Raw genomic sequence first — 24461 nt, forward strand, 5'->3', positions numbered from 1 at the left:
GTCCCCTCTCCTTGGGGAGAGGGGTAGGGTGAGGGAGACAGATCCCACACCCGTATTTTCATCACCAACCTCAGGGGATAAATAAGCCGATGTTTCCTTTCTCTGTTACGCGACAACCCAAGCCGCAATCCCATCGGCAGGCGCAAGCAGCGATCCATGAAGGCAGCGGCTATGAGCTGATCTCGTTTGACGCCGAAAAGCTCAACGTCTTCGCCGCCGAGGTTTACTACTGCGAGCCCCATTGGCACTCGGCCCCGGAGCTGATCTGCATCTTGTCCGGCGAGTTTTCCGTGACCCTAGGCCATGCCACCTCGGTGGCCAGTGCGGGCAGCATGCTGTATATCAACCCGGACGAAATCCACTCCCTTGAGGCTCGCGCCCCAAACAGTCAACTGCTGACCATCCAGTTCTCCCCCCATCTGTTTGATGAGACCCACCCGGCCCCGCTGATGTTTAATCAGGGCGAGCACGCATCAGAGCAGCAGATTAGCAACGCCGTGATCGCCCTGCTCGATAACCTGGTCACGGCACAGCCCTCGTTTACCCGCATTGCCCTGGTTTATCACCTGTTGGGCTCGCTTGCCGCCGCAGCGCCAAACCAGGCAGACCAACAGCAGGTTGGCGTCAGGAAAAAAGACCAACAGTTGGTCAAATACGGCATTGAGTTTATCAACCAGCATTTTGACGATGAGCTCAACCTGGCCACCATTGCCGAGCACGCTGGCGTCAGCTACCACCACTTTTCCCGTATCTTCAAAAAGATCAGCGGCTACAACTTTAAAGAATATCTGACCATGATCAGAATTAATAAGGCCAAACTGCTGCTGAAAGACACGACTATCCCGATCACCGACATCAGCTACACCTGCGGTTTCAGCGGCCACAAGCAGCTGATTTTTGCCTTTAACAAATATTGCCGCATGACGCCAACCGAGTTCCGAAAAAGCTACCTTACCACCCTCAATTCGGCGGCAGAGCTGCAGATCATGACCGATTTCCGCTGTCTGCCACTGGATCGGCAGATCGTGGCACGTTTACAGAGCTTCAACTCTGACCCGCAATAGTGAAAATAATCATTGCCCTATGCCGCCCATGGCTATACTTACCGCAGTAGCTACCGCAGGTATCGCCGTTGCCTGAACTCTCCTGTCTTAACTGTCTGTGGAGCCGTGCCCATGAGCAAATCAGCTAAAACTCCCCGCCCTGTTAAAGCCCCAAGCTATCTGGATGCTCTACTCCCGATAGTCACGTTGATTTTGCTGGTCGGATCTTCCGTTGCTCTGTTTGGACTTGAAGCCGTCAACGGCCCTCTGCAGGTGGCCATCATCCTCAGCACCATGATCACCGCTATGGTCATCTTGAAGAATGGCCATAGCTGGGAGGAGGTTTCCGAGTCCGGCCGCAAAGGCATTGCCACCATCTCCGGGGCCATTTTTATTCTGTTTTCCGTCGGGGCGCTGATTGGCACCTGGAACATGTCCGGCACCATTCCTACCATGGTGTATTACGGCATTATATTGATCACCCCCAACTGGTTCTATCCGATAGCCTTTTTGGTCTGCGTTGGCGTTTCTTTAAGTATTGGCAGTTCCTGGACCACGGCGGGCACCTTGGGAGTCGGGTTGGTTGGGCTGGCCAATATGCTGGGAATATCACCAGAAATTACGGCTGGAGCCGTGATTTCCGGGGCTTACGTGGGTGACAAGATCTCGCCGCTGTCTGAAAGTACCGTATTGGCCGCTCAGCTCAACGGCGTCGAATTGTATAAACATATTCGCGCCCAGCTTTGGACCACCATTCCGGCGGCGGTCATTGCCCTGCTCGCTTTTATCCTGTTAGGGCTAAATCAGCACAGCGCCTTTGATGCCACCATCACCAACAACGAACTGACCCGCTTTAACGAACTGTTCCACATCACACCTTGGAACCTGTTGCCGCTGCTTTTCCTATTGGCATTATCGGTCGCCAAGGTACCAGCCCCGTTGGCCATCATATGCTCAGCCTTGATGGCGGGGATCATGACGTCCTTTATGCAACCGCAGGTGATCGAACGCTTTGTTGTCGAGCCCGATCTTGCCAGCCCGCTGTTGGCCATCAAGGCGGCCTGGCTGGCGATGGCGACTGGTTTTCAGGAGAACTCAGGTATTGAGCAGATTGACGCCCTGCTGTCACGCGGCGGTATGGACAGCATGTTGTTTACGATCTGGCTGATTATTGGCGCGGTGACGTTTGGCATTATGGTGGATGACTTCGGCCTGTTGAACAAACTGGTTACGCCGCTGCTGCTGCGGGCCAGAACCGTGGGCAAGCTGTTTACCTCGGTGGTTGCTACCGCGATTGGGCTGAATATTGCCGCGGGCGATCAGTATATTGCGCTGCTGCTCCCCACCCGGCTGTACCGTGCCGAATTTGCCAAGCGAGGGCTGGCGCCAGAGAATCTGTCGCGCATCGTTTCGGATGCTGGGATTGTCACCTCCCCGCTGATCCCATGGAACTCTTGCGGGGCTTATATGGCTGCGGTACTGGGGGTCTCGACCATGGCCTACATGCCGTTTGCCATCTTTAATATTGCCGCCCCGCTGATCACTCTGGCACTAGGCATTACCGGTTTTAATATTCGCCATATCCCGGTGGCCGCCCCGTCAGAAGGAGATAATCCGAGCCGTAAAGCGGTTGAGTAGCAACAACCGTGAAATCAATACCGAGGCAACAAAAACCAGGACCAGCAAGGTAAATTTAAGCGTGGCGTCATTGAAGTCATACAGCGTAGTAATGAAATAGAACACGCTGTAGTGAACGATATAGACGCCCACCATCGCCGGGCTAATAAACTCCACGACGCGGGTAAGCAATCGGCTCTTGATGGCGATATTATCAAACAGGATAAACAGCGCCAGGCTCATAGCCAACAGGTGCAGGTGCTCCAACACAAACCAGCCGGCGACGCTGATCTGGGTATGGGTTGATAGGTAAAGTTCGTAGAAATACATGGAGATACCGATGGGGATCACCAGCAGCCTGGCGGCCCACAGCACACTGGTTTTTTTGGTGAACCTGCGACCCGGCGCTTCCCCCAGCACATGACCAATTATGTAGTAGCCGCCCCAGACCCAAATAAACGAATAGCTGGAGATAAACAGCGGGTCATCTTGGGTATCGAGCGGGCTGAAAATATCCAACAGGGCAATAATGACAACCAGCCCGGCAAACACGCCCGCAGTGATTTTCAAATGCTTAATACCCTTAAGAATAATGGGGTAAATTAAATAGATGATCCCCATATTCAATAATATGCCGTTTTGTAGAATATATCCCTGATGAATGTATTGGGTTTTAATCAAGGATGAAACAATGTTCCAGAAAATCATGATCAGGATAATGGATTTGATTTTCACCATGATCTCCTGCCTGGTAAGTTTCTCCACCTCATCCATATAGCCGATAATGATAAAAAACAACGGCTTGGCGATAATAGACACAAAGTACAATACCCCCATGGTATTCGCATGGAGGAAACACTCGAAAGCGCACATTTGACTGGTCGAGAAGAAGGTGACGGCGGCAAAACAACTTAAACTCTTTAATGCCTGCTGGCTGACACTGTTGATCATGGTTTTCCATCCATCACCGGGTTGATGTAACACACCCTACTGTTTTTTATAAAAATAATCTTAGTACATTAACACCCACTGCACAACGCGCATCTTTAACCATTATCCGAATGACCATCGATATCATAGGATTTTTCCTAGAAGTCGATGGACAGGTTTTGATAGATTAACTATTTTTATACAACCTGCATTTTTATGCTTAAAGCACATTGGCTTCCCTAGCCAGCAACAACCCGTTACCTTTTACTATCCAGTTGATTTAATTTAAAAAATAATAAATCTAATTGTATCTACAAGTTAAAATCCGCCAAAATAAAGCATTATCATTAATTTCATTATCTTTAAAGGATTGTTAATCAAGAATATTCTTGCATTTGGTTTTTTATTCCGTCAGGCAACAGTATTTCCCCCAAACTCGGAACCAACTGTGCTGATGTTGAAGAAAAAAGTTATTTGCGACAGGAAAATTTGCCGGTTATGACTATGATTTAATCGTAAGTCGGTTGGTAACGTTATCCTTTAATTACGCAATACTTTATTTGACTCGGTGTCAGTAAGGAAAACCATGACGAGCTCATCAACGAATAAATTGTCCCTATGGTCTCTCACCGCACTGGTAGTGGGCTCCATGATAGGGGCCGGTATATTTTCTTTACCGGCCACCTTTGGGCGCGCTACGGGAGGGTTTGGTGCCATTATCGCCTGGTGTATTGCGGGCGGCGGGATGTTAATGCTGGCCTTTGTGTTTCAAACGCTGGCGCAACGTAAACCCGATCTCGATTCCGGCGTGTTTATCTATGCCAAAGCCGGATTCGGTGATTATCTGGGCTTTGCCGCTGCACTTGGCTTCTGGGCCGGGACCTGTATTGGTAACGTCTCTTACTTTGTGCTGATCAAATCCACCCTGGGGGCCTTCTTCCCGATATTTGGCGACGGCAATACTATTCCCGCGGTGTTGTTTGCCTCGGTCATTCTTTGGGGATTCCACATTCTGGTACTGCGCGGGGTTAAAAGCGCTGCGGCGATCAACACCATTGCCACCATCGCCAAAATCCTGCCGATCCTTATCTTTATCATTGTGCTGATCTTTGCCTTCAAAAGTGACGTGTTTGCACTCAACTTCTGGGGAACACCAGAGACCGCAGCCTCAGCAGCCTCTTTGGCAAGCGTGGGCGATCTCTCTCACCTTAACGACTACGGCTATGTAGGTCATGCCGCTGCCGCTATCGTCCCGACCGCGGAACCCGAATCCCTGTTCAGCCAAGTGCGTAGCACCATGCTGGTAACGGTATTCGTATTCCTGGGGATTGAAGGCGCCAGCGTCTATTCCCGCTATGCCAAAGAACGCAGCCACGTGGGGATTGCCACGGTGTTGGGGTTCATCGGGGTGCTGTGCCTGTTGGTACTGATCACCATGCTGTCTTACGGCGTGCTGCTCCGTCCCGATCTGGCGGCGTTGCGCCAACCTTCGATGGCGGGCGTGTTGGAAGCTATTGTTGGGCGCTGGGGGGCGATCTTCATCAGCGTGGGCCTGATTGTTTCGGTACTGGGCGCTTATCTCTCCTGGTCTTTGCTGGCGGCAGAAGTGCTGTTTTCCGCCGCGAAAAGCAAGAGTATGCCGAAGGTGTTCGCCACCGAAAACAGCAATGCGGTGCCCTCTTCCGCCGTCTGGCTGACCAACATCACCATTCAAGTGTTCTTAATCCTGACGCTGTTTAGTGATTACGCCTTCCAACTGGCGCTCGAACTGACCAGCTCCCTGACGCTGATCCCTTATCTGTTGGTAGGTGCCTATGGGCTGAAGCTGGCCATGACCGGCGAAACCTACGAAACCGATAAACGCGATCATAAAAAGGATCTGATCTTCGCGCTGATAGCCACCTTCTACGCACTGCTGATGCTGTACGCCGGTGGTATGAAATATCTGCTGCTCTCCGCCATCATCTATGGCCCAGGCACGCTGCTATACATTATGGCCAAACGTGAACAGCACGCAAAAGTGTTCACCCCGGCCGAGATGGGGCTCTTTGTAATCGTTATGGTCGCCGCCGTGGCTGCAATCTACAGCATTGCCACTGGCGTTATCACAATCTGATCGAGGCAAGACATTATGTCGACTAAAAAAAAGACGCAGTCCAAGTTTGGTGTTCATTCAGAAGTAGGGAAATTGCATAAAGTCATGGTCTGCGCCCCTGGCAAGGCGCATAACCGGCTGACGCCGAGTAATTGTGATGAACTGTTGTTTGATGACGTGCTGTGGGTTGAGCGCGCCAAGCGTGACCATTTTGACTTCATGACCAAGATGCGTGAACACGGCGTAGACGTGGTTGAAATGCACAACCTGCTGGCCGAAACCCTGGCGTTGCCTGAAGCCAGAAAGTGGATCCTGGATCAGCAGATTGTGCCTAATGAAGTGTCGCTGGGGATCTTGAATGAAACCCGCAGCTTCCTGGATGGCCTGGCACCCCGGGCGTTGGCGGAGGTACTGATCGGTGGCCTTTCCACTACCGAGCTGGCTAAAGAAGGTTATGCCGACCACGAAGAGCTGAAGCTGATCCGTGAAGCGGTAGGCATTACCGAATATCTGCTGCCACCGCTGCCGAATACCTTATATACCCGTGATACCACCTGCTGGATCTACGGCGGCGTGACCTTGAACCCACTGTATTGGCCTGCCCGTCACGAAGAAACCATTCTGACCACGGCGATCTACAAGTTCCACCCAGACTTTGGCGAAGCCAATGTGAACGTCTGGTGGGGGGACCCAACGGTGCACCACGGTACCGCCACGCTCGAAGGTGGGGACGTGATGCCGATCGGCAACAAAACGGTGCTGATTGGGATGAGTGAGCGTACTTCGCATCAGGCGATCACCCAACTGGCCGCTGCGCTGTTTGCCAACAAACATTCCGGCGTTGAACGGGTGATGATTGCCGCCATGCCGAAACTGCGTGCCGCCATGCACCTGGATACGGTATTTACCTTCTGCGACCGTGATGTGGTGACGCTCTACCCGGCTATCGTCAATCAGATCAAAACCTTCTCACTGCGCCCGGATGATGGCCCAACCGGCATGAAGCTGAGCCGCGATAAAGGCACCTTTGTTGAAGCCATTGCCGGAGCACTGAACCTGAAAAAACTGCGGGTGGTGGAAACCGAAGGCAACGACTACGACACTGAACGCCAACAGTGGGACAGCGGCAACAACATGGTGGCGCTCTCTCCTGGGGTGGTGCTGGCTTACGACCGTAATACCAAAACCAATACCCAACTGCGCAAAGAAGGGGTTGAGGTCATTGAGATTGTCGGTAGTGAGCTGGGCCGTGGCCGTGGCGGTGGTCACTGTATGACCTGCCCGATTATCCGCGATGCCATTGATTATTAATCGCCAAGCGTGATCAGAAAAGGCCGGATTTTCCGGCCTTTTTTATGCTGACATTCCCTCACCGGATTTACAAGGAGCGCTGTATAACCCGCCCCCTTCACCGGGCTTAAAACGTAGGGACGTTGCATGCTGCGCCTGGCAGAACATCCTCGATTCAAAGACCTTCGGTGACAATCTTGGCGGCCGCAGCCAACACGTCTTTGCGAGCTTCGGCATTCTGCTGTGGCTGCGTGAAATAGGTTACTAATACCAACGGTGCGTGGTTCGCTGGCCAAATTACGGCGATATCGTTAGTGGTACCGTAATCACCGCTGCCGGTTTTATCCCCAACCACCCATGTAGTTGGCAGACCTGCGCGAATGCTTGCTCCGCCGGTAGTATTCCCCTTCATCCATTCAACCAGTTGAGCACGCTGTGGTTCACCCAGCGCTTTGCCCAAGGTCAGGTTTTGCAGGCTTTTTGCCATCGCCAGCGGTGAGGTGGTATCACGCTTATCACCTGGAATGGCGGTATTTAAAGTGGGTTCGGTACGATCGAGGCGGAAGGTTTTATCGCCAATAGTACGCGCAAATTCTGTCACTTTTGCCGGGCCGCCAAGATGCTCAAGGATCTTGTTCATCGCCGTGTTGTCACTGTACTGGATGGTGGCGGCGCTGAACTCGGCCAGGGTCATCCCGGTATCCAGGTGTTTTTCGGCGATCGGGTTGTAGTTGACCAGATCGGATTGCTTGATCTCCATCCGCTTAGCCAAAAGATTTTTATCCGTCTCGCTCTGTTTTAACAACGCCGACACTGCCATCACCTTGCTGGTGCTGCACATGGGAAAACGTTCATCCCCGCGATACAGGATCTGCGAATTATCGGCGGTATCGATCAGCGCCACACCCAGGCGTCCACCGGAGCTTTTCTCCAGTTCAGACAGTTGCTGCTGAATATTCGCCTTGGCATTAGCGGGTTGCGCCCATAACGGTGCGCTACCGAACAGCAACGGCATAACCGTAGCCACCATCAGGGTGGTTTGACGTAATGTATTTTTAACCATGTTTTGCCTCACATAAAATGGATTAACGCAGTAGGTCGTCCTTCAGATGGCAGGAAATATCCTCTTTTAGACCGTTATTGACAAGCGACAAGAATTTTCTCTAGCATAAAGAAAATCTTTTGGATAACACCTATGCGCTCTAATCTTCCCCTGAATGCCCTACGTGCTTTTGAAGCCTCTGCCAGACATTTGAGTTTCACACGGGCAGCGCTGGAGCTCTATGTTACCCAAGCCGCCGTTAGCCAACAGGTTCGGCTGCTTGAAGAGCGCCTGGGTATGGTGCTGTTTAAACGCTTACCCCGTGGTTTAGAAATGACGGAGGAATCGCGGGCGCTGTTTGCCGTGTTAACCGACGCCTTTGGCCATATTGAAAAAGCCTTTCGGCAGTTTGAAGGGGGACAATTCCAGGAAGTGCTCACCGTCGCCGCCGTCGGCACCTTTGCCGTGGGCTGGCTGTTGCCGCGTCTTGATCGGTTTAGGCAAGAACATCCTTTTGTCGAGCTGCGGCTGCGTACCAACAATAACGTCGTCAATCTGGCCGCCGAAGGGCTGGATTTCGCCATCCGATTTGGTACGGGTCTATGGCCATCAACCCATAACGAAATGCTGTTTGAGGCTCCGCTGACCGTGCTGTGTACGCCCGCTACGGCTAAGCGGCTCGTTACCCCAGCCGATCTGCTGCAAGAGGATTTACTACGTTCTTACCGTGCTGAAGAGTGGGAAAACTGGTTTGCTGCCGCTGGCCTGCAGGCGGTGAGAGTTAATGGCGCCATCTTTGATTCATCCCGTCTGATGATCGAGAGCGCTATCCATTCCGGTGGTGTGGCATTAGCCCCAGCGAAAATGTTTGCCCGGGAACTCGCCACCGCACAGCTGGTGTGCCCTTTTGCTACCGAAATCAACATGGGCAGTTACTGGTTAACCCATTTAAAATCGAAGGCAATGACCCCGGCGATGGAAATATTTAGCGAATGGTTACTGAAGGAAGCGGCAGAAGATAATACGTAGGGGCACAGCATGCTGCGCCCCTCGAGTTTCCAGACTTATTGCAGCTCCTCACGGATCCGTTTGGCCGCACTTTGCAACAGCTTATAGGCCTCATAGCGATTGGCGTGCAACTGGCGGAAATCCGCATTCGGTTGGTATTGGCTATCCAACTCGGAAAACTGCGCCATCGCCTGCTCCACCGAGGTGGCAACCTTCCCCGCCACAGCACCCAGGATCGCCGATCCCAGCAATACCGGCTCTTCCGCCTTGGTTGTCAGCACGGCGCAGCCACAGCTATCCGCCAGCAACTGCCGCACCAACGGGTGACGACCAGCCCCGCCGCTAATCACGATCTGCTCAACGGTGACGCCCATCTGGGACTGGGCATCGAGGATTTGCCTGAGCCCATAGCCAATCCCGCAAATTCCGGCAACATACAGGGCCACCAGGTTATCGAGGTTGCTTTCCATACCCAACCCGGCAACCACGGCGCGAGAATGAGGGTCGGCAAACGGGGCGCGGTTGCCAAGGAACTCGGGAACCACATGCAGGCCATTGGCGAGTTTTGCTGCTTCCGACGCAGAAACCATTTTGCCCAGCGCCAAATCGGCCAACAAGGTTGGCAGTGAAATACCCAATGCCTTAGCCTGCTCCGCAGCCTCTGGTGCCGCGGGGTGGAACGAGACCAACTGCTTGATCGCCGCCCCCGCCGCGCTCTGCCCACCTTCATTCAACCAAAATCCCGGCACCATTGCAGAGTAATATGGCCCCCAAACGCCTGGGACAAACGCCGGGTTTTGCGTGGTGGTCATCGTGCAGGACGACGTGCCAAACACGTAAGCCAGGTTATTGGTGACGCCACCGCCACCGCCAACACCGACGGTACCAATCCCGCCAGCATGGGCATCAATCAAGCCCACGGCGGCAGGCGTGCCCGCTACTAATCCCATTTCTTTGGCCGCTTCTGCCGTCAGGCCATTGCCACAAGGCGTACCAGGTTCTTTGATGTGTTCCCCAATGCGGCGGAACGCTTCGTCTGCCAACTCTTCAAGGCCGATGGTACGGAAATAGTCCGGGTCCCAACGTTTCTCATGGGCCAGATAGGTCCATTTGCAGGTCACCGTGCAGACGGAACGAGCCAGATCCCCTGTGGCGCGCCAGGTCAGGAAATCCGCTAGATCGAAGAACTGCCAGGCACTATCGTAGACCGCACGACGATTCTCCTTCAACCAAAGCAGCTTGGGCGTTTCCATTTCTGGGGAGATTTTTCCGCCAACGTAGTTAAGTACCGGATGCCCGGTAGCGTTGATCCGCTCGGCCTGCTCCGTTGCCCGATGGTCCATCCACACGATAATGTTGCGGTCCGGATCTTCAGATGGCCCGACTGCCAGGGGGTTGCCGTCTGCATCGAGTACCACCAGGGAGCAGGTGGCATCAAAGCCGATGCCTGCCACGTTACTTGGGGAAATGCCGGATGCAGCAACCGCCTGCTTGATGCTGGCACACACCGCTTGCCATATCTCACGGCTGGATTGTTCAACATAATTTTCAGGGCCGCGGAACAGGGTAATCTCTTGGCTGGCATGCGCCAACATAGTACCGGAGAGATCAAAAACCCCTGCCCGTGCGCTGCCTGAACCCACATCGACACCGATAACGACCTGTTGTTGATTGTTCATCATTTTCACCTATCAGAGATCGACGCTATTTGGCAGGATCACCAGGTCACGTACGGTGACATGCTTCGAGCGCGTTACCATAAACAACACCGCTTCGGCTACTTCCCTTGGCTGCATCAGGCTGCCGTTGGCCAGAGCCTCATCCATCTTGGCTTTGGGCCAATCGTCCAGCAGCGCGGTAACCACCGGCCCTGGCAACACGGCACCAACCCGCACGCCATACTGCGCCACCTGGCGTCGCGTGGAGTGCACAAACGCCTGAACGGCAAATTTTGAGGCGGTATAAATCGGCTCCCAGATCACCGGAACGACCCCGGCAATCGAGCTTGTAAACAGAATATCGCCAGACTTTTGCTCGATCAGATGTGGCAGTACCGCCTGCACCGAGCGGAACGCGGCGTTAATATTAAGATTAAGTACGCGATCCCAAACGTCCGGATCCCCTTCCGCCACCGGGCCGCCAATATAGGCGCCGGCATTGGCGTGAAAAATATCGAGGCGTCCGGCAGCAGCCAGAATGCCGGACAGCATGCCAGAAACCTGCTGCGGGTTGAGCAAATCGATGACCAGTGGATATGCATTTTCACCTAGTTCATCGGTCAGGCGCTGCAGCTTTTCCTGGTCACGGTCGATCAGCACCACTTTAGCCCCGGCCTGCAGGAAAATACGCGCGCACTCCAGGCCGATACCCGAGGCCGCACCGGTGATCGCCGCGACCTTACCTTTGAGAGAGAAATTCAATTGGGTGAAATCTGTCATGGTTGGGTTCCTTTATTAAACAAGAGATCAAATCGTCACGACGAAGTAACCGCGTGTTAATTCATCGCGTTAAGAATTTGGCTGTCGATATTGCCCCTCACCCTAACCCTCTCCCAAAGGGAGAGGGAACCGAGCGTGCCACGGATTAGCTCCCGTGCCTGATTTCAGCACCGAATTCGCAAGGGCTAAAGCGTGCAACTGTTCCTGACCCCAGCTTTATATTTGCAAGGGTTGGAAACGCACCACCGCACCTGACCTCAACGCCGTACCAGCCCCTCTCCCTGTGGGAACCAAGCGTGCCACGGATTAGCTCCCGTGCTTGATTTCAGCACCGAATTCGCGAGGGCTAAAGCGTGCAGCGGTTCCTGACCTCAGCTTTATATTTGCAAGGATTGGAAACGCACCACCGCACCTGACCTTAACGCCGTACCGCCCACTCTCCCTGTGGGAACCGAGCGTGCCACGGATTAGCTCCCGAGCCTGACTTAAGCATCTAATTCGCAAGGGCTAAAGCGTACAGCTGTTCCTGACCCCAGCTTTATATTTGCAAGGGTTGGAAACGTTCCACCGCACCTGACCTCAACGCCGTGCCAGCCCCCTCTCCCTGTGGGAGAGGGTTGGGGTGAGGGGAAGTTTACGCCCCCTGTCACACCCTTTGCTCAAACCGCTCAATCGATTGAGCATAATTGCTACTTTTTATTTTTACTGTCAAGATATAGAAAATTGGGGAGCGAAATTTGTGACTGGGTTCAAAGCAAAAAAAACGACGATTTACGATCTGGCCGAACTGGCCGGAGCCTCCTCAAGCGCGGTCAGCGCCGTGCTCAATGGCAGTTGGAAAAAACGCCGCATCGGCGCCCAACTGGCAGAAAAAATCCTGCGTCTAGCCGAAGAACAAGGCTATACCGTCAACCAGCAGGCCAGCCTACTGCGCCGCCGCAAATCGACGATGATCGGCATGATCGTCCCCAAATATGACAACCGCTATTTTGGTTCGATCGTCGAGCTGTTCGAATCGATGGCCCGTGAACGCGGCCTGTTCCCGGTGATCACCTGCACCAGCCGCGATCCTGAACTGGAAATCGAAGCGGCGCGCACCATGCTTTCCTATCAGGTTGACTGGATCATCTCTACCGGTGCTACCGCCCCTGACAATATCACCGAGATCTGCGCCGCCTCCGGTATTTCAACGCTAAATCTCGATCTGCCAGGCACCCTCGCCCCTTCGGTGATCACCGATAACTATGCCGGGGCCAAAGAGCTGACGTTACGAATTCTGGCCAACTGTGAAAAACGGCTGGGCTACCTCAAGCCGCTGATCTTCGTGGGGGGACGCGGGGTTGACCATAACACCACGGAACGCCTGCGCGGCTTCAGAGATGCCCATCGGCAGTTAGGCGTTGAGGTCATCGAAGAGAACCTATTGGCCTGCGGCTATTCCCCAGACAAGGCCGAACTGGCGATGAAGACGTTTATTGCTCAAGGCGGCGATCTGCAAACCGGGCTGTTCGTCAACTCGACGATCTCGCTTGAAGGCGTGATGCGCTGGTTGGTGGCGTCTGGCTATCGCGGTGATAAACAGCCGGTGATGGGCTGTTTTGACTGGGACCCTTTCGTACTGCTGTTAGGCCATGACATCGTGATGGTGAAGCAGGACGTCAACAAGATGCTGCAGGCGGCGTTTGCGCTGATCGATGCCAACTCGCAAGAAAAGCAACTGATTGAAATACCGCCGATCTTCCCAGAGATGATTTGAGGTAACTGCAGCACGGTAAGGGAGCCGGGATTAATAGTCATTTCTCCTGAATCTAACAGGCGATGTAAGTAGGCAATCAGAAGTAAACCATTGTCCCCGAACATTATGATTAACGGATTGCCGATAACTCGGGTTCCAGCAAAAGACTCATATCAAAACCCGTTATCCGAAAACCAAACTCTTTATATAATTTTAAAGCCCTTTGATTGTCCGGTGACACTCTTAGTTCTACCTCATACGCACCCTGGCGAGTCAGCTCATTCAGGAACGCACGGATAAAATCCCTGCCCATCCCCTTACCCTGAAATTCTGGGATAAGCATTATATCTGACAAAAAAGCCGAGTTATCTTCCAAGCTGAACCATAGATATCCCGCAGCCTGAGTGTCATGTTCATAAGTTCTAAAATGGTTATTTTGAGTATTAATACCCGCCGGCAAGGCTGTTTTAAATGATTTAGACGCTTCTTCCTGGGCTTTTTTACGACTGTACCGATGATTGGTCATCAGGTCTTCAATATAGTCATTTAAAGAGAGGTCCGCCCAGAGGTCAAACTCGTCGCAATGCATGGGTCTATAAATTGATTTGGGGATATTTGACTGTTTTGTTTTCAATCGACTGTCTCACACTTAATAGTAACGTAACGCATGCTCAGTACTACCCTACCGAATTAGCCATCGATTCAACATGAGTCTGATGGGGCGAATAACTTGCCGATTAACTCCGCATACACTTGGATTTCTTGATCCGGTACATGGTGGCGTCCCCCTCTGCCAGCAAGGTTTCCAGGCTGTGGGGCGTGGCGGGATCAAACTCGACGATGCCGTAGGAGAACGCCAGTTGGTAAGGGGTGATCTGAGAGGCATTATGTTCATCCACGTAGCGTTGCAGGGCTAAAATCCCCTGTTCGGCTTCGCTTTTGGTCCGGTTGCCCATCAGCGCGACAAACTCGTCACCGCCCAACCGAGCTATCACGTCAAAGTAGCCAAACACCTGTTTCATCAGCTCGGAAAAATAGATTAACGCCTGATCACCGTCCCCATGGCCGTAGGTGTCGTTAATCAATTTGAATTTGTCGAGGTCGATAAATATCAGGCTGGCCTTGACCCCTTTCATCTGACAATGATGCAGCATATGACCTGCCAGGGAGATAAAGCCACGGCGATTGGATATTTGCGTCAGTTCGTCAGACGTTGATGCCTGAAAGGCACGTAGCTCATCTTCTACCATCGAGGCCAGATCGCGCAGCGCCACCGCATCTTCGGCATCAAACTGCCGGGGTTTATCGTCGATCAGGCACAGGGTACCCATCTTGAGATCGCCGGAGTAGCTCAGTGGACAACCAGCGTAGAAACGGATGTGTGGTGAGTCTTTGACCAGAGGATTATCCGCAAAGCGATCGTCCTGCAGCGTATCGGGAATGCACAAAATATCGTTACCCAAGATGGCGTGACCACACAACGAGATATCTCTTGGCGTTTCCGTAGCCGCTCCCAGCCCACAGTTGGACTTGAACCATTGGCGGTTTTCGTCGACCAGACTCACCAAGGCAATGGGTACGCCGAACAGCCGGCGGGCCATGCGTGTCACCCGATCGAAGCGCTCTTCTGGCAGAGTATCCAACAGATGGAGGGAACGCAGAGCCTTCAATCGCTGTACTTCATTCGCAGGTATCTCTGGCGTTTTCATCGCTACATCCACTCCAATTAAACTCAAGGTCTTTCTCGGAAAAGCAAAACAGCAAGTTGCAGGATAATATCGTTCGCTACCGCTGGCAATGTGATGCACAAAACAGATGCCACTTTGCCCCTGTTTTCAGCCGTTTGATTAGGCTATAGCCACTTAAACTAGCCGTTTTACCCGTCGTCTTTCAAGCTGCAGCGGTGTTAACTGCACTTGCCCACCCCAGTCACTTACCAAAAGTAAGCTCCTGGGGATGAGTAAGTTTGTTGCCTAGCTGCAGCTTGAAATCCATAGGGTATCGCTAACAAGCAAGGCATCCGGTGTGGCAAAACCCTTTTTACGCAGTGGCAATCTAGATGACGTTCTTACATTGGGCGAAAATGGGCAACCTGTTTATGCGTTGGCGTCGCAGTTACGTGAGGCGTTGCGCCTTCAGCAACAGCCAGCCGTAGCGGATTGCCTGGCGATCCCGATCCTCAACGCGCAAGGCGACCGCATTGACTGGTATGCGCCAATCGCTGGACGGGCGATCTCCTGGCATGCGGCCGATGACGATGCGCGGTCAGCCGCCTTGCCGCTGTTGGAACATTTCCAGATCACCGCAGAAGCCATCAGTCTACGCGCTCGCCACAGCGGTAAAGCCAACCTGCAAATGTTTGCGACGCTGCTCAGCAAGGCCATGCAGTTCCCAGATCAGAACGCCGTTTTCCTGGTGGATGGCAAACCGGTGATCACCTTCTGGGGCTGCGTGAAAGCCGATGGCAAGATCCGCACCGCGCCTTTAGATTGCCTGCGCCCGAAAGATCGCCCAGCGCCCCCCATCGCCCCACCCATTATTGAACCCGTTGCTGAACCGCAACCGCCTGCACCTCTGCCACCCGTCGCGGATGACAAGTCTCACCACGCCTGGTGGCTGCTGCTCCTACCTGCAACTTTCATTCTGGCCGCCGCGATCTGGTTGTTGCTCCCGAAGCCAACCCCTCAGGAAGCAATAAAAACGGTTGAGCCGGTCAAGGTACAACCCAAGCCGGTTATTACTCCCGCCGCTCTACAATTGCCATTAGGCTATGCAGAGGTGCAGCCTCCGCCGGTCATCACGCCGGTAGTGGTCGATAAACTGGCGCTGACGTTACCCGCCGAAGCGGTAAAGATCGGTTCTACCGCCTTCCTCAACGGTAAATGGCGCGTCACCTTGGCGATCAAGGATCCGCTGACCGGTAAACCGCCGAGCCTGCTGTATCAGTTTAACCGTGGCAAGGGCACCGCCAGGATCGTTCAAGGTGACAAAGTCACCTGTCGGGTCGAGGTCAACGCCGGTCTGATGCAGTCCGGCAATCTGGTGATCAACAGCCGTACCAAGGCCCGTTGCAGCGACGGCTCCCGTTATCAAATGCCGGAACTGGTGTGTAAGCAAGGTGAAGCTGGCACCGCCGCAGAATGCACCGGGCGTTACGGCAACAACGAAACGGTATTCCCTATGACGATCAAGCGCGAGAGTAAATAATGTTGGCGACCCCCATCGCATATCCGCAGCGCGTTACGCTGATACCCAACAGCGGGATCCAATTTCTGGACTTCTCCCTTACGCCGGTATTGGATGCCGAGCGCCCAGGCAAATTTGTCCGCCAGACTGCCAACGGCCCACTGCTGCGGCTGAACTATCATCAGGCCAAGGATCGCTATTTCCTACCGGTAGCCCCAGGTGAACCGGCCGAAATGGTACGCCCAGAATTCAGCTTTCCTTTGGAGCAGTCATTGCGGCTGCTAGATCGCGTTTGGTTACCGCTGCCGTTCTTGCGCTTCAACCCGCCAAACAGTTTTCTCAGCGGGCCGGACAACTGGGCGCGTATACAAATCAGACGTTTGGATCAGCCGGATCGGCAAGGCCACACGCTGCGCATCACGCTGGCATTTGATACCCAAGTCTATCCAGCAGGGCATGAAAACCAACAGTTGGCTCCTACTCAGCAGGACATCGCCACCGGGCTGAGCTTTGCGCTAGCGCACCATAGCCAGGATTTGGGTGATTTCCTGGATGCCACCTGGGTGGACGGCTGGCTACGCGAAGTCTTTACCCAGCAGGCTATCGCCCTGGAACAGCGCCCGGAACGCAACATCAACGCTTCGCTGCGTGAATTTGAATATCAGGCACACTACCTGAACCTGCTGGAACTGCTGGCCAGCCAGCTAAACGTGCCGAATATCACCCTAGGCAGCGATGTGCAGCAACCCGCAGTGAATGTGGATTTGATCCTCGATGTCGGCAACTCCCATACCTGCGGCATCCTGGTAGAAGATCACCCGGCGGAACGCAACGGCTTGAAACACAGCTATGAACTACAACTGCGCGATCTCAGCGAACCGCATTATCTGCACCAAGGGCTGTTTTCCAGCCGCACTGAGTTCGCCCCCGCCAACTTTGGCAAGGCAAATTACTCGTTTGAAAGTGGCCGCGACGATGCGTTTCTCTGGCCCTCGATGACCCGGGTGGGCCATGAAGCCTGCCGCTTGGCTCTGCAGCGGCAAGGCGATACGGCATCTACCGGCTTGTCCAGCCCACGGCGCTATCTGTGGGATGAGGAGAGTTATGCCCCCGGCTGGCGTTTCAACCGTACGGCAGAGCATAGCCTGCATGAGCCGCCTGCTATCGCGACACCATTGGCTCAGTTGATCAATGACCAAGGGCAGCCGTTATCCAGCCTGCCACCGGAAGAGCGTCTGCCGGTTTTCACCCCAAACTACAGCCGCAGTTCGCTGATGGCTTTAATGCTTAGCGAGCTGTTGGCCCAGGCTCTGATGCAAATCAACAGTGTTGCCCAACGCCTCTCTTTGCGTGACGGGGCAGCACCTCGCCGTTTGCGTAATATCATCCTGACCCTGCCTTCCGCTATGCCGGTACCGGAACGTGAAATCTTCCGCCTGCGGATGCATGAGGCGATCGCGCTAGTGTGGCAAGGCATAGGGTGGCATTCGGCAGATGAAGATTTGATCGGCATAGCCAGCTCGGTGCCGGTCCCCGCCGTACAGATGGAGTGGGATGAGGCCACCTGCGGCCAGATGGTCTATCTGTATAACGAAATCCAGGTCAACTTCGCGGGCCAGGCTGAGGCGTTCTTTAGCGCCATGGCACGTCCGGACTCCGCTGAGCCGGGGAAAACGTTGCGTATTGCCTCAGTGGATATCGGCGGCGGCACCACCGATCTGGCAATCACCCAGTACCGTCTGGAAGAGACGGCTGGCAACAACGTCAAGGTGACCCCGCATCTGTTATTCCGTGAAGGCTTCAAGGTGGCGGGCGATGACATTCTGCTGGAGGTGATCCGCCTGTATCTGCTGCCCGCCCTACAGGCCGAATTCAAACGCGTCGGCGTGTCAGAACCGGCAGCACTGATGACCGAACTGTTTGGCCAGGAAGAGAGCCCAGTATTGCAGCAACAAGTGACACTGCAACTTTTCATCCCGCTCGCTCAGGCGATCCTGGAACGCTATGAAAGCTTCACTCCGGTGCAAACTCGCAGCGAGATCGACGCCGTGCTGGGCGAACTGTTGACGCAAAAACCGACCGATAACGTATTGAAATATATCAATACGGCGGTGCAACGCGGTTTACCGGCAGAGGTAGAACTGTTCGACGTTTTGCAGACGCCGCTAATCCTGCGGCTGAGCGACTTGCACGCCGAATTCCTTTCACCGCGCATGGCGCTTACCCGCAATCTGCGGTTGCTGACCGAGGTGATCGCCCTGCACAACTGCGACGTGCTGTTGCTCACTGGCCGCCCTTCTCGTTTCCCCGGCATTCAGGCCCTGTTCCGGCAGCTACAGCCGGTACCGATCAACCGCATCGTTTCGCTGGATGGTTATCACACCAGCGGCTGGTATCCTTTCAGCCAGCAAGGGCGGATCGACAATCCCAAATCCACTGCGGCGGTGGGTGCGATGCTGTGTCTGTTAGCATTGGAGTTGCGCTTACCGGGTGTTTACTTCAAAGCGGCCGATTTCCGCCCTTATTCAACGGTGCGTTATCTGGGGCGCCTGGATGCAGACAACCGCCTGCCTGCCAATCAGGTTTTCTATGCCGATCTCGATCTGGATACCCCAGATGGCGGCTTGGACAGCAGCGTCAGCTTTGCCCTCAACGGTGCGTTGTGCCTGGGATTCCGTCAGTTAGATAACGAACACTGGCCCGCCGCGCCGCTGTTTACCTTGACGATTATCGATCCGCAGCTGGCGCGTAACCTGGCTGGCGATAACCTGTTACGGGTTAAAATTGCTCCGCAGCCGGGCTCTCCCGCTCGCTGGAGCATCACCAGCGCCGAACTGGAAGACGGTACCCTGGTGCCCACCGAACATCTGCAACTCAAATTGAATACGCTGATCGACAGTGCCACCGGGGCTACCCACTATTGGATCGACAGCGGGAGCGTTTTTGCATGAAGTCAGCCATTCCCCCAATCTCCCCGCTTACCCAGCGCTGGCCGTTATTAAATCAAGGTATCGCTCAGGCACTGGCCTGGGCGGATAATACCCGCCTGCAGACGCCCCATTTTGCAATGGAAGCGCCTACCTTAATGCTTAACCTGCGCCGATGTCGCATCCGGCTTCAGCGGTTGGCGGTTGCCGCCACCCAACGGGGAGCGCTGGGCTTTTATGGCCGTTCGCAAGCGGCAAAAGATTATCTGATCGCCTCACTGGCCTCGGCAGAAGCGGGCTGTCTGGCGACCACCTTCGCCGGTAAAACGCTTGATTACCTGACGCATATCCGCCCAGGGCACTCCGCCGTAGGGATAGCGATCCGCTTTAGCCACGACGTACCTCAACAAGATCCTGATTATCCGGTGCAGCTTCAGCTGCTGACGGCGGCGGAGTTAGTGTGCATGCTGGCGCGTAGCAGTCATACGCAACAGGCAATAGAAAAAACAGAGTTCGAAGAACTTATCGCCTCGTTGACAATACGCTGCCAACCTCAGGCGGTGCCGGGTATCGGTGCCGATGATATCGTCACCCTCTGGGATAGCTTGCGTACAGACAACCCTCGTTTACAACAGTGCTGGGACAGCGAATACTGGCCAAACGCCTTGGCTATCGCTCCTTATCTGTCCATTGATGACCGGGCGGATCTGTTTGCTCCGCTGTGGGGGAAAGAACCGGCATTAACCGCATGTTATCGCCGTCTGGCTTACCGGCTGGATCAGTTGGGGGGCGCAGCAAGCGTGCTGGCTCCGCTCAGCCTGCTGACGGATGAAAATCAGCAGCCCAGCTACGGCATCCTGACGCCAGCAAACCTGGAAGAGACCGATGACAAGGTTCAGCTCAAACTCGATAACGGCGTGATGACGATGCCCTTGGCAGAACTGAGGTTATTGGCCGCAGAGTTGCTGATCCCTTTACAGATCCACCCGGCCCATAGCGGCTTTGCGTCAACCGATTATCTGGATCTGCCTGCCTATACGGCAGACGACGAGAGTCTGCAACAGGCCAAAAGCCTCACGTTGCTGCAACGTTATAGCGACCAACAAGCTATGCAAGCCTTGATCGTCTGCCATGCGGCGGCCTGCCGTGAAGAAACAACTATGGTCGGCCAGGCGCTGGATCATTGGGTACAACAACATCAGGAAGCAGATAGCCGTGGTCATCCCGAGTTGATCTGGGCATTTACCCCGTACGATCGGCGTTCGTCGGCCCATTTTGACCAAGCCGTACAACGTTACGTTGGCCATCCCGGCGAGGTTTGGGGAACGCTGCTGGCGATGAATGAAGATGAAGTCCGGCGTATGACCGACTACCTGCTCACTTCGGTGAATGTTGCCGCCCGCCAAAACCGACTGCAACAACGTTTCGATCGTCATGAGCAAGAGTTACGGCACAACCTGCTTGGCCGCTGGCTCAACGTGGCAACCGAGGATAAAGCGCCCCTCGGCAAGGCTACGGTAAAAGCGTTGCAAGACCGCACGACGTTGCATGGTGAACTGCTGGAGCACCTGTTGCCAGACCGCAATGCCCTTCTGCCACTCTTTTGCCAACAGCAGCAAGATCGCCCGAATAACGACGATCCCTTGGCAATCGCGTTAGATCTGTTTGACGAGCAACCTGCAGTGGTATCTCCGCTGGAGTCTGGCGCTAACGTGGTTTTGCAGGTGCAACAGCTATGGATCACCCAACTGCGTAATCTGGCTGAACATCGTGCGTTAATCGACCTGCTGGCGGTGGAAACAGCCACCTTAACCACGCTGGCCGATGAGTTGATCACCGCCAGTTTCCGGCTGGATATCTGGCAACGCCTAGGGAATGCCCTGGCCGAACCGGGACACGCGGGCCACAACAGAGAAAATCACGTCGAGCGGCAGATCGCCTGTACCTTGACGGTGCTGGGGGATTTTGTCGCCTGGCTTGGCTTCCAGCTGCGTCCGCAGGCGCAACGGCCAGAAAGCCGCATTAACCGCGGCCATAAGATCTTTACCAAACCCAGCCAGAGCGCCGAGCTACGCATGACCGCATTACCTGTCGAACCGATCAATAACACGGCGCTGTATATCTACGATTGGCTGGTGGGGTTATATCAATTAATCACTGAGAATGCGGGCCACGGCGGTGCGCAAGCGCTCAGTGAACAGCAGCGTGAAAAGTTGGGTCGGATTATTCAAGAGATGGATCGGGATAGGGGCTGACCTCACGATCAGCCTCCTCCCACACCACCGTACATACGGGTCCGTATACGGCGGTTCGGTTATGTTTATCGCCGCCTGCTTACAGTTCTAGCAGGCCCAGTTTGATGAACAGCTGAGTTCTGAATGCAGAACGCCGGACAGGCCTCCCGGGGTAAGCTCAGCCGCTTTCACCACACACCTGCCAGATCTACCCCCCCGACTCTTGATGGTTATGGCCTTTGCAATCAAACGCTTGCTCCGCCAGCCGGGTAGGCCTCATATCTGATTTCTGTTCGTCAGGTCATGGTTTTGCTCCACGCTTCCTTCAGACCCCGCCTCACGACGACGCCCTTGCGCTTCACTAGTCCTTCGCCACCATCAGGCTGGACAGGGGACTTTCACCCCCGAGCTGCTGAGCATGCCCGGCACACGTTAAACGGGCGCAGCATGTGAACTGACCCCAAGAAGTTGGACGGTTTAAAATTAAGCAACCATCAAGGCCTGCGTTCTGTATTCCACAGGGCTCAGGCCTTTGAGCTTCTGCTTGATACGTCGGTTATTGTAGTAATCTATGTACATGTCTATCTCTTCAGACAGCTGTTCCACACTCTCAAAGCGGTGTAAATAATACAGTTCAGCTTTCAGATGGCCAAAGAAGTTTTCCATTACCGCATTATCCAGGCAGTTCCCCTTGCGAGACATGCTCTGTTCTATCCCATTTTCCTGCAACTGATGCTGATAAGCCGCCATCTGATAGTGCCAACCTTGGTCACTGTGCAGCAACGGCTTTTCTTCCGTTTTTAGCGTACTCAGCGCCTTGTTCAACATCGTTTTTACCAGGCTGAACACCGGTTTACGGGACATCTCATAGGCAATGATTTCACCGTTAAACAAGTCGAGTACCGGCGATAAATACAGCTTTTCATCCGCGACCCGGAACTCCGTGATATCGGTCACCCACTTTTGGTTAGGCCCTTGCGCGGTAAAATCGCGCTGCAAGGTATTCGGGGCCACTTTACCGACATGTCCCTTGTACGAACGGTACTTTTTACGGCGAACGGGCGATTTCAATTGCAGTTCAACCATCAGTTTTTGCACGGTTTTATGATTTAGCACAGCCCCCATCTTTCGAAGAACACTGGTCACCCGGCGATAGCCGTAACGGCCTTTATGCTCGTTAAAAACAGCCATTATTTGCTGCTTGGTTTCACCATACTTATCCGGTGCTTGATGGCTTTTACAACAATAGTAATACGTACTGCGCGGCAGTTTTCCGGCCCACAGCAAAGCATCCAAACGGTGTTCTGACCTCAATGCACTGATTATTTTTGCCCTTTTCGACGAGTCTGGGCTTCTTTCTGTTGCATCAAGGCTCTCAACTTTTTTATGTAAGCATTCTGTGCACGTAAAAACTCGATTTCCTCCCGCATCTCTTCGGGTGTCAACTCATCAGGCGATTTATCGGCATGGGGGTTTTGGGATGCTGACGCATTTGGCGACTTCGCTTATTCAGGTTGAGGGCTTCAGCCCCGTTCTCCTGATAGAGTTTAATCCAACGCTCCACAGTAAGGTAACAGGGAATATCGAATTTGGCGGCGATCGTCGCTGAAGAGAGTGGATTTGAAAGCGCGAACTCAACGACAGAGAGCCTGAAGTCAGGCGTGTAATGTGGCTTGCGTCCTACCCGCAGCCCTTGTTCCCCATGATGCTGATAAGCGGCAATCCATCTGCGAAGTTGAACATGGGCAATAGAAAACGTCTTGGCGGTCTGTTTTTGACTGCCGAGTCCGGCAAGATAGTGCCGGACCGCGTCAAGTTTGAACTGAAGTGAATACTTCATCAGAACTGCTCCTCCAAATGTCAGATGTTTGTCCAACATTTGGGGGTCAGTTCACATGCAGCGCCCCTACGGTCGAACATGTAAATTCAGCAGTCAACAACTATAAGAACCTCTCTCCCAACGGGGAGAGAGGCAATTCAATTAAAAACGGTCAATCTGTACAATCTCATCAACCGGCAGTTTACCAATGCGTGGGTAAGGCTGGCTGATACCTTTGCCAATCGCCACCATCAGCGCAATCTGGTAGTGCTCTGGCTTATTGATGATCTTGCCCACGGCGTCAAAATCAAAGCCGTCCATTGGGCAAGAGTCATAACCTTGAGCCTTGGCCGCCAGCATCAACGTCTGAGCAAACAGACCGCTGCTGCGCATCACTTCATCACGCTGTACCTGGGCCTTGCCGCGGTAATATTGGTCAACAGCAGGCAACATAAACTGTTGCACCGGCTCTGCCGCTTCACGCCAGATGTTTTTCACCTGGGATTCCCAGCTGGACAGATCGCCACACAGTACGACCAGCATAGAGGCATCGGTTACCTGCGCCTGGCCCCAAGCCACTTCGCGGATATGTTCACGCTGGGCACGATCTTCAATCAGCAGCGGGCGCCAATGTTGCAGGTTGAAAGCACTAGGGGTGTTTTGCAGGGCAATATTGAGTAGCGCCTTCTTCTCATCCAGCGTCATCACATGCTGGGTATCAAACTGTTTGGTCGCGCGGCGTTGCTCAATAGCGTCAAGTGTATGCATTACTTCATGTCCTTTGATTAAGTTAACCCGCTTATTGTCGCTTTTTCGCAGCCTCTGTCCACCGGGATTTGTGATCCATTCGCGTCAGGCATCCCCTGCCGCCTTCAAGTAAATAGCGACTTCTGTTTTCGCAATTTAACCTGCACTAATCAGGCACAGATAAAAGCGTCAATAACATATATTTTTATAATGAAACAATGGACTGACATTTTAATTTTGAATAATAGAAACTGCTACACATGCGTTTTTATAGACAACCCCAGTTATTTATAGGTAATCTGCATTATTACCGAGGTGAAATTTACGGATTCAAGCGGTGAACATTTTCG

The 24461-nt window shown here is 53.7% G+C and carries 16 protein-coding genes and 1 pseudogene; 9 read left to right on the forward strand and 8 right to left on the reverse strand.

What is annotated here, in order from left to right; translation table 11 throughout:
* Nucleotides 1-89: 89 nt before the first annotated feature.
* Nucleotides 90-1064, forward strand: a complete 975-nt coding sequence (locus D9980_RS07125) for an AraC family transcriptional regulator (RefSeq protein ID WP_121606862.1) — start codon at nucleotides 90-92, stop codon at nucleotides 1062-1064.
* Nucleotides 1065-1175: 111 nt separating this feature from the next.
* A complete protein-coding gene (locus D9980_RS07130) occupies nucleotides 1176-2681 on the forward strand; it encodes a Na+/H+ antiporter NhaC family protein (RefSeq protein WP_121606863.1) in 1506 nt (501 codons plus the stop codon).
* Here D9980_RS07130 and D9980_RS07135 read toward each other — a convergent pair.
* A complete protein-coding gene (locus tag D9980_RS07135) occupies nucleotides 2643-3611 on the reverse strand; it encodes an acyltransferase family protein (RefSeq protein ID WP_121606864.1) in 969 nt (322 codons plus the stop codon). The two genes, D9980_RS07130 and D9980_RS07135, sit on opposite strands and share 39 nt — an antisense overlap.
* Before the next feature lie 565 nt (nucleotides 3612-4176).
* Here D9980_RS07135 and D9980_RS07140 point away from each other — a divergent pair.
* Together D9980_RS07140 and arcA are read left to right on the forward strand one after the other, a co-directional pair.
* The gene (locus tag D9980_RS07140; RefSeq protein WP_121606865.1) at nucleotides 4177-5706 is read left to right on the forward strand and encodes an amino acid permease; all 1530 of its coding nucleotides are present in this window, start codon (nucleotides 4177-4179) and stop codon (nucleotides 5704-5706) included.
* 15 nt (nucleotides 5707-5721) lie between these two features.
* Entirely contained in the window at nucleotides 5722-6996 is a 1275-nt protein-coding gene (gene arcA / locus D9980_RS07145; RefSeq protein WP_046808254.1) for an arginine deiminase, read from the forward strand.
* Nucleotides 6997-7150: 154 nt separating this feature from the next.
* Here arcA and D9980_RS07150 read toward each other — a convergent pair whose 3' ends face one another.
* On the reverse strand, nucleotides 7151-8038 hold the full coding sequence (locus D9980_RS07150) for a class A beta-lactamase FONA-10 (RefSeq protein WP_121606866.1): 888 nt from the start codon (nucleotides 8036-8038) through the stop codon (nucleotides 7151-7153).
* A gap of 132 nt (nucleotides 8039-8170) precedes the next feature.
* Between D9980_RS07150 and D9980_RS07155 the strand changes: the two genes are divergently transcribed.
* Entirely contained in the window at nucleotides 8171-9046 is an 876-nt protein-coding gene (locus D9980_RS07155; protein WP_121606867.1) for a LysR family transcriptional regulator, read from the forward strand.
* Between the two features lie 35 nt (nucleotides 9047-9081).
* Here the strand turns inward: D9980_RS07155 and D9980_RS07160 are convergent, their stop codons facing one another.
* A complete protein-coding gene (locus D9980_RS07160) occupies nucleotides 9082-10704 on the reverse strand; it encodes an FGGY-family carbohydrate kinase (RefSeq protein WP_121606868.1) in 1623 nt (540 codons plus the stop codon).
* Between the two features lie 12 nt (nucleotides 10705-10716).
* Entirely contained in the window at nucleotides 10717-11463 is a 747-nt protein-coding gene (locus D9980_RS07165; RefSeq protein WP_162304240.1) for an SDR family oxidoreductase, read from the reverse strand.
* Nucleotides 11464-12202: 739 nt separating this feature from the next.
* On the opposite strand from D9980_RS07165, the gene D9980_RS07170 reads away from it, so the two are divergent.
* On the forward strand, nucleotides 12203-13219 hold the full coding sequence (locus tag D9980_RS07170; protein ID WP_121606869.1) for a LacI family DNA-binding transcriptional regulator: 1017 nt from the start codon (nucleotides 12203-12205) through the stop codon (nucleotides 13217-13219).
* 109 nt (nucleotides 13220-13328) lie between these two features.
* Here D9980_RS07170 and D9980_RS07175 read toward each other — a convergent pair whose 3' ends face one another.
* Together D9980_RS07175 and D9980_RS07180 are read right to left on the reverse strand one after the other, a co-directional pair.
* Nucleotides 13329-13832, reverse strand: coding sequence for an N-acetyltransferase (locus D9980_RS07175; RefSeq protein WP_121606870.1), 504 nt, complete (start codon nucleotides 13830-13832; stop codon nucleotides 13329-13331).
* 103 nt (nucleotides 13833-13935) lie between these two features.
* The gene (locus D9980_RS07180; protein ID WP_121606871.1) at nucleotides 13936-14907 is read right to left on the reverse strand and encodes a sensor domain-containing diguanylate cyclase; all 972 of its coding nucleotides are present in this window, start codon (nucleotides 14905-14907) and stop codon (nucleotides 13936-13938) included.
* Between the two features lie 316 nt (nucleotides 14908-15223).
* Between D9980_RS07180 and D9980_RS07185 the strand changes: the two genes are divergently transcribed.
* Genes D9980_RS07185 through D9980_RS07195 form a run of 3 tightly spaced genes read left to right on the forward strand, consistent with a single transcriptional unit; the run spans nucleotide 15224 to nucleotide 21566 of the window.
* Entirely contained in the window at nucleotides 15224-16405 is a 1182-nt protein-coding gene (locus D9980_RS07185) for an SrfA family protein (protein WP_121606872.1), read from the forward strand.
* Entirely contained in the window at nucleotides 16405-19335 is a 2931-nt protein-coding gene (locus D9980_RS07190; protein ID WP_121606873.1) for a virulence factor SrfB, read from the forward strand. Before D9980_RS07185 ends, D9980_RS07190 begins: the two co-directional genes overlap by 1 nt.
* A complete protein-coding gene (locus D9980_RS07195; protein ID WP_121606874.1) occupies nucleotides 19332-21566 on the forward strand; it encodes a virulence factor SrfC family protein in 2235 nt (744 codons plus the stop codon). Before D9980_RS07190 ends, D9980_RS07195 begins: the two co-directional genes overlap by 4 nt.
* Before the next feature lie 462 nt (nucleotides 21567-22028).
* On the opposite strand, the pseudogene D9980_RS07200 reads toward D9980_RS07195, so the two are convergent.
* Nucleotides 22029-23388 (reverse strand): annotated as a pseudogene (locus D9980_RS07200) (IS3 family transposase).
* Between the two features lie 138 nt (nucleotides 23389-23526).
* Nucleotides 23527-24132 (reverse strand): nitroreductase family protein, encoded by a 606-nt coding sequence (locus D9980_RS07205; RefSeq protein WP_024486460.1) that lies wholly within the window; start codon nucleotides 24130-24132, stop codon nucleotides 23527-23529.
* Nucleotides 24133-24461: the final 329 nt, after the last annotated feature.

The sequence above is a fragment of the Serratia sp. 3ACOL1 genome (assembly GCF_003668775.1).
Lineage (GTDB): Bacteria > Pseudomonadota > Gammaproteobacteria > Enterobacterales > Enterobacteriaceae > Chania > Chania fonticola.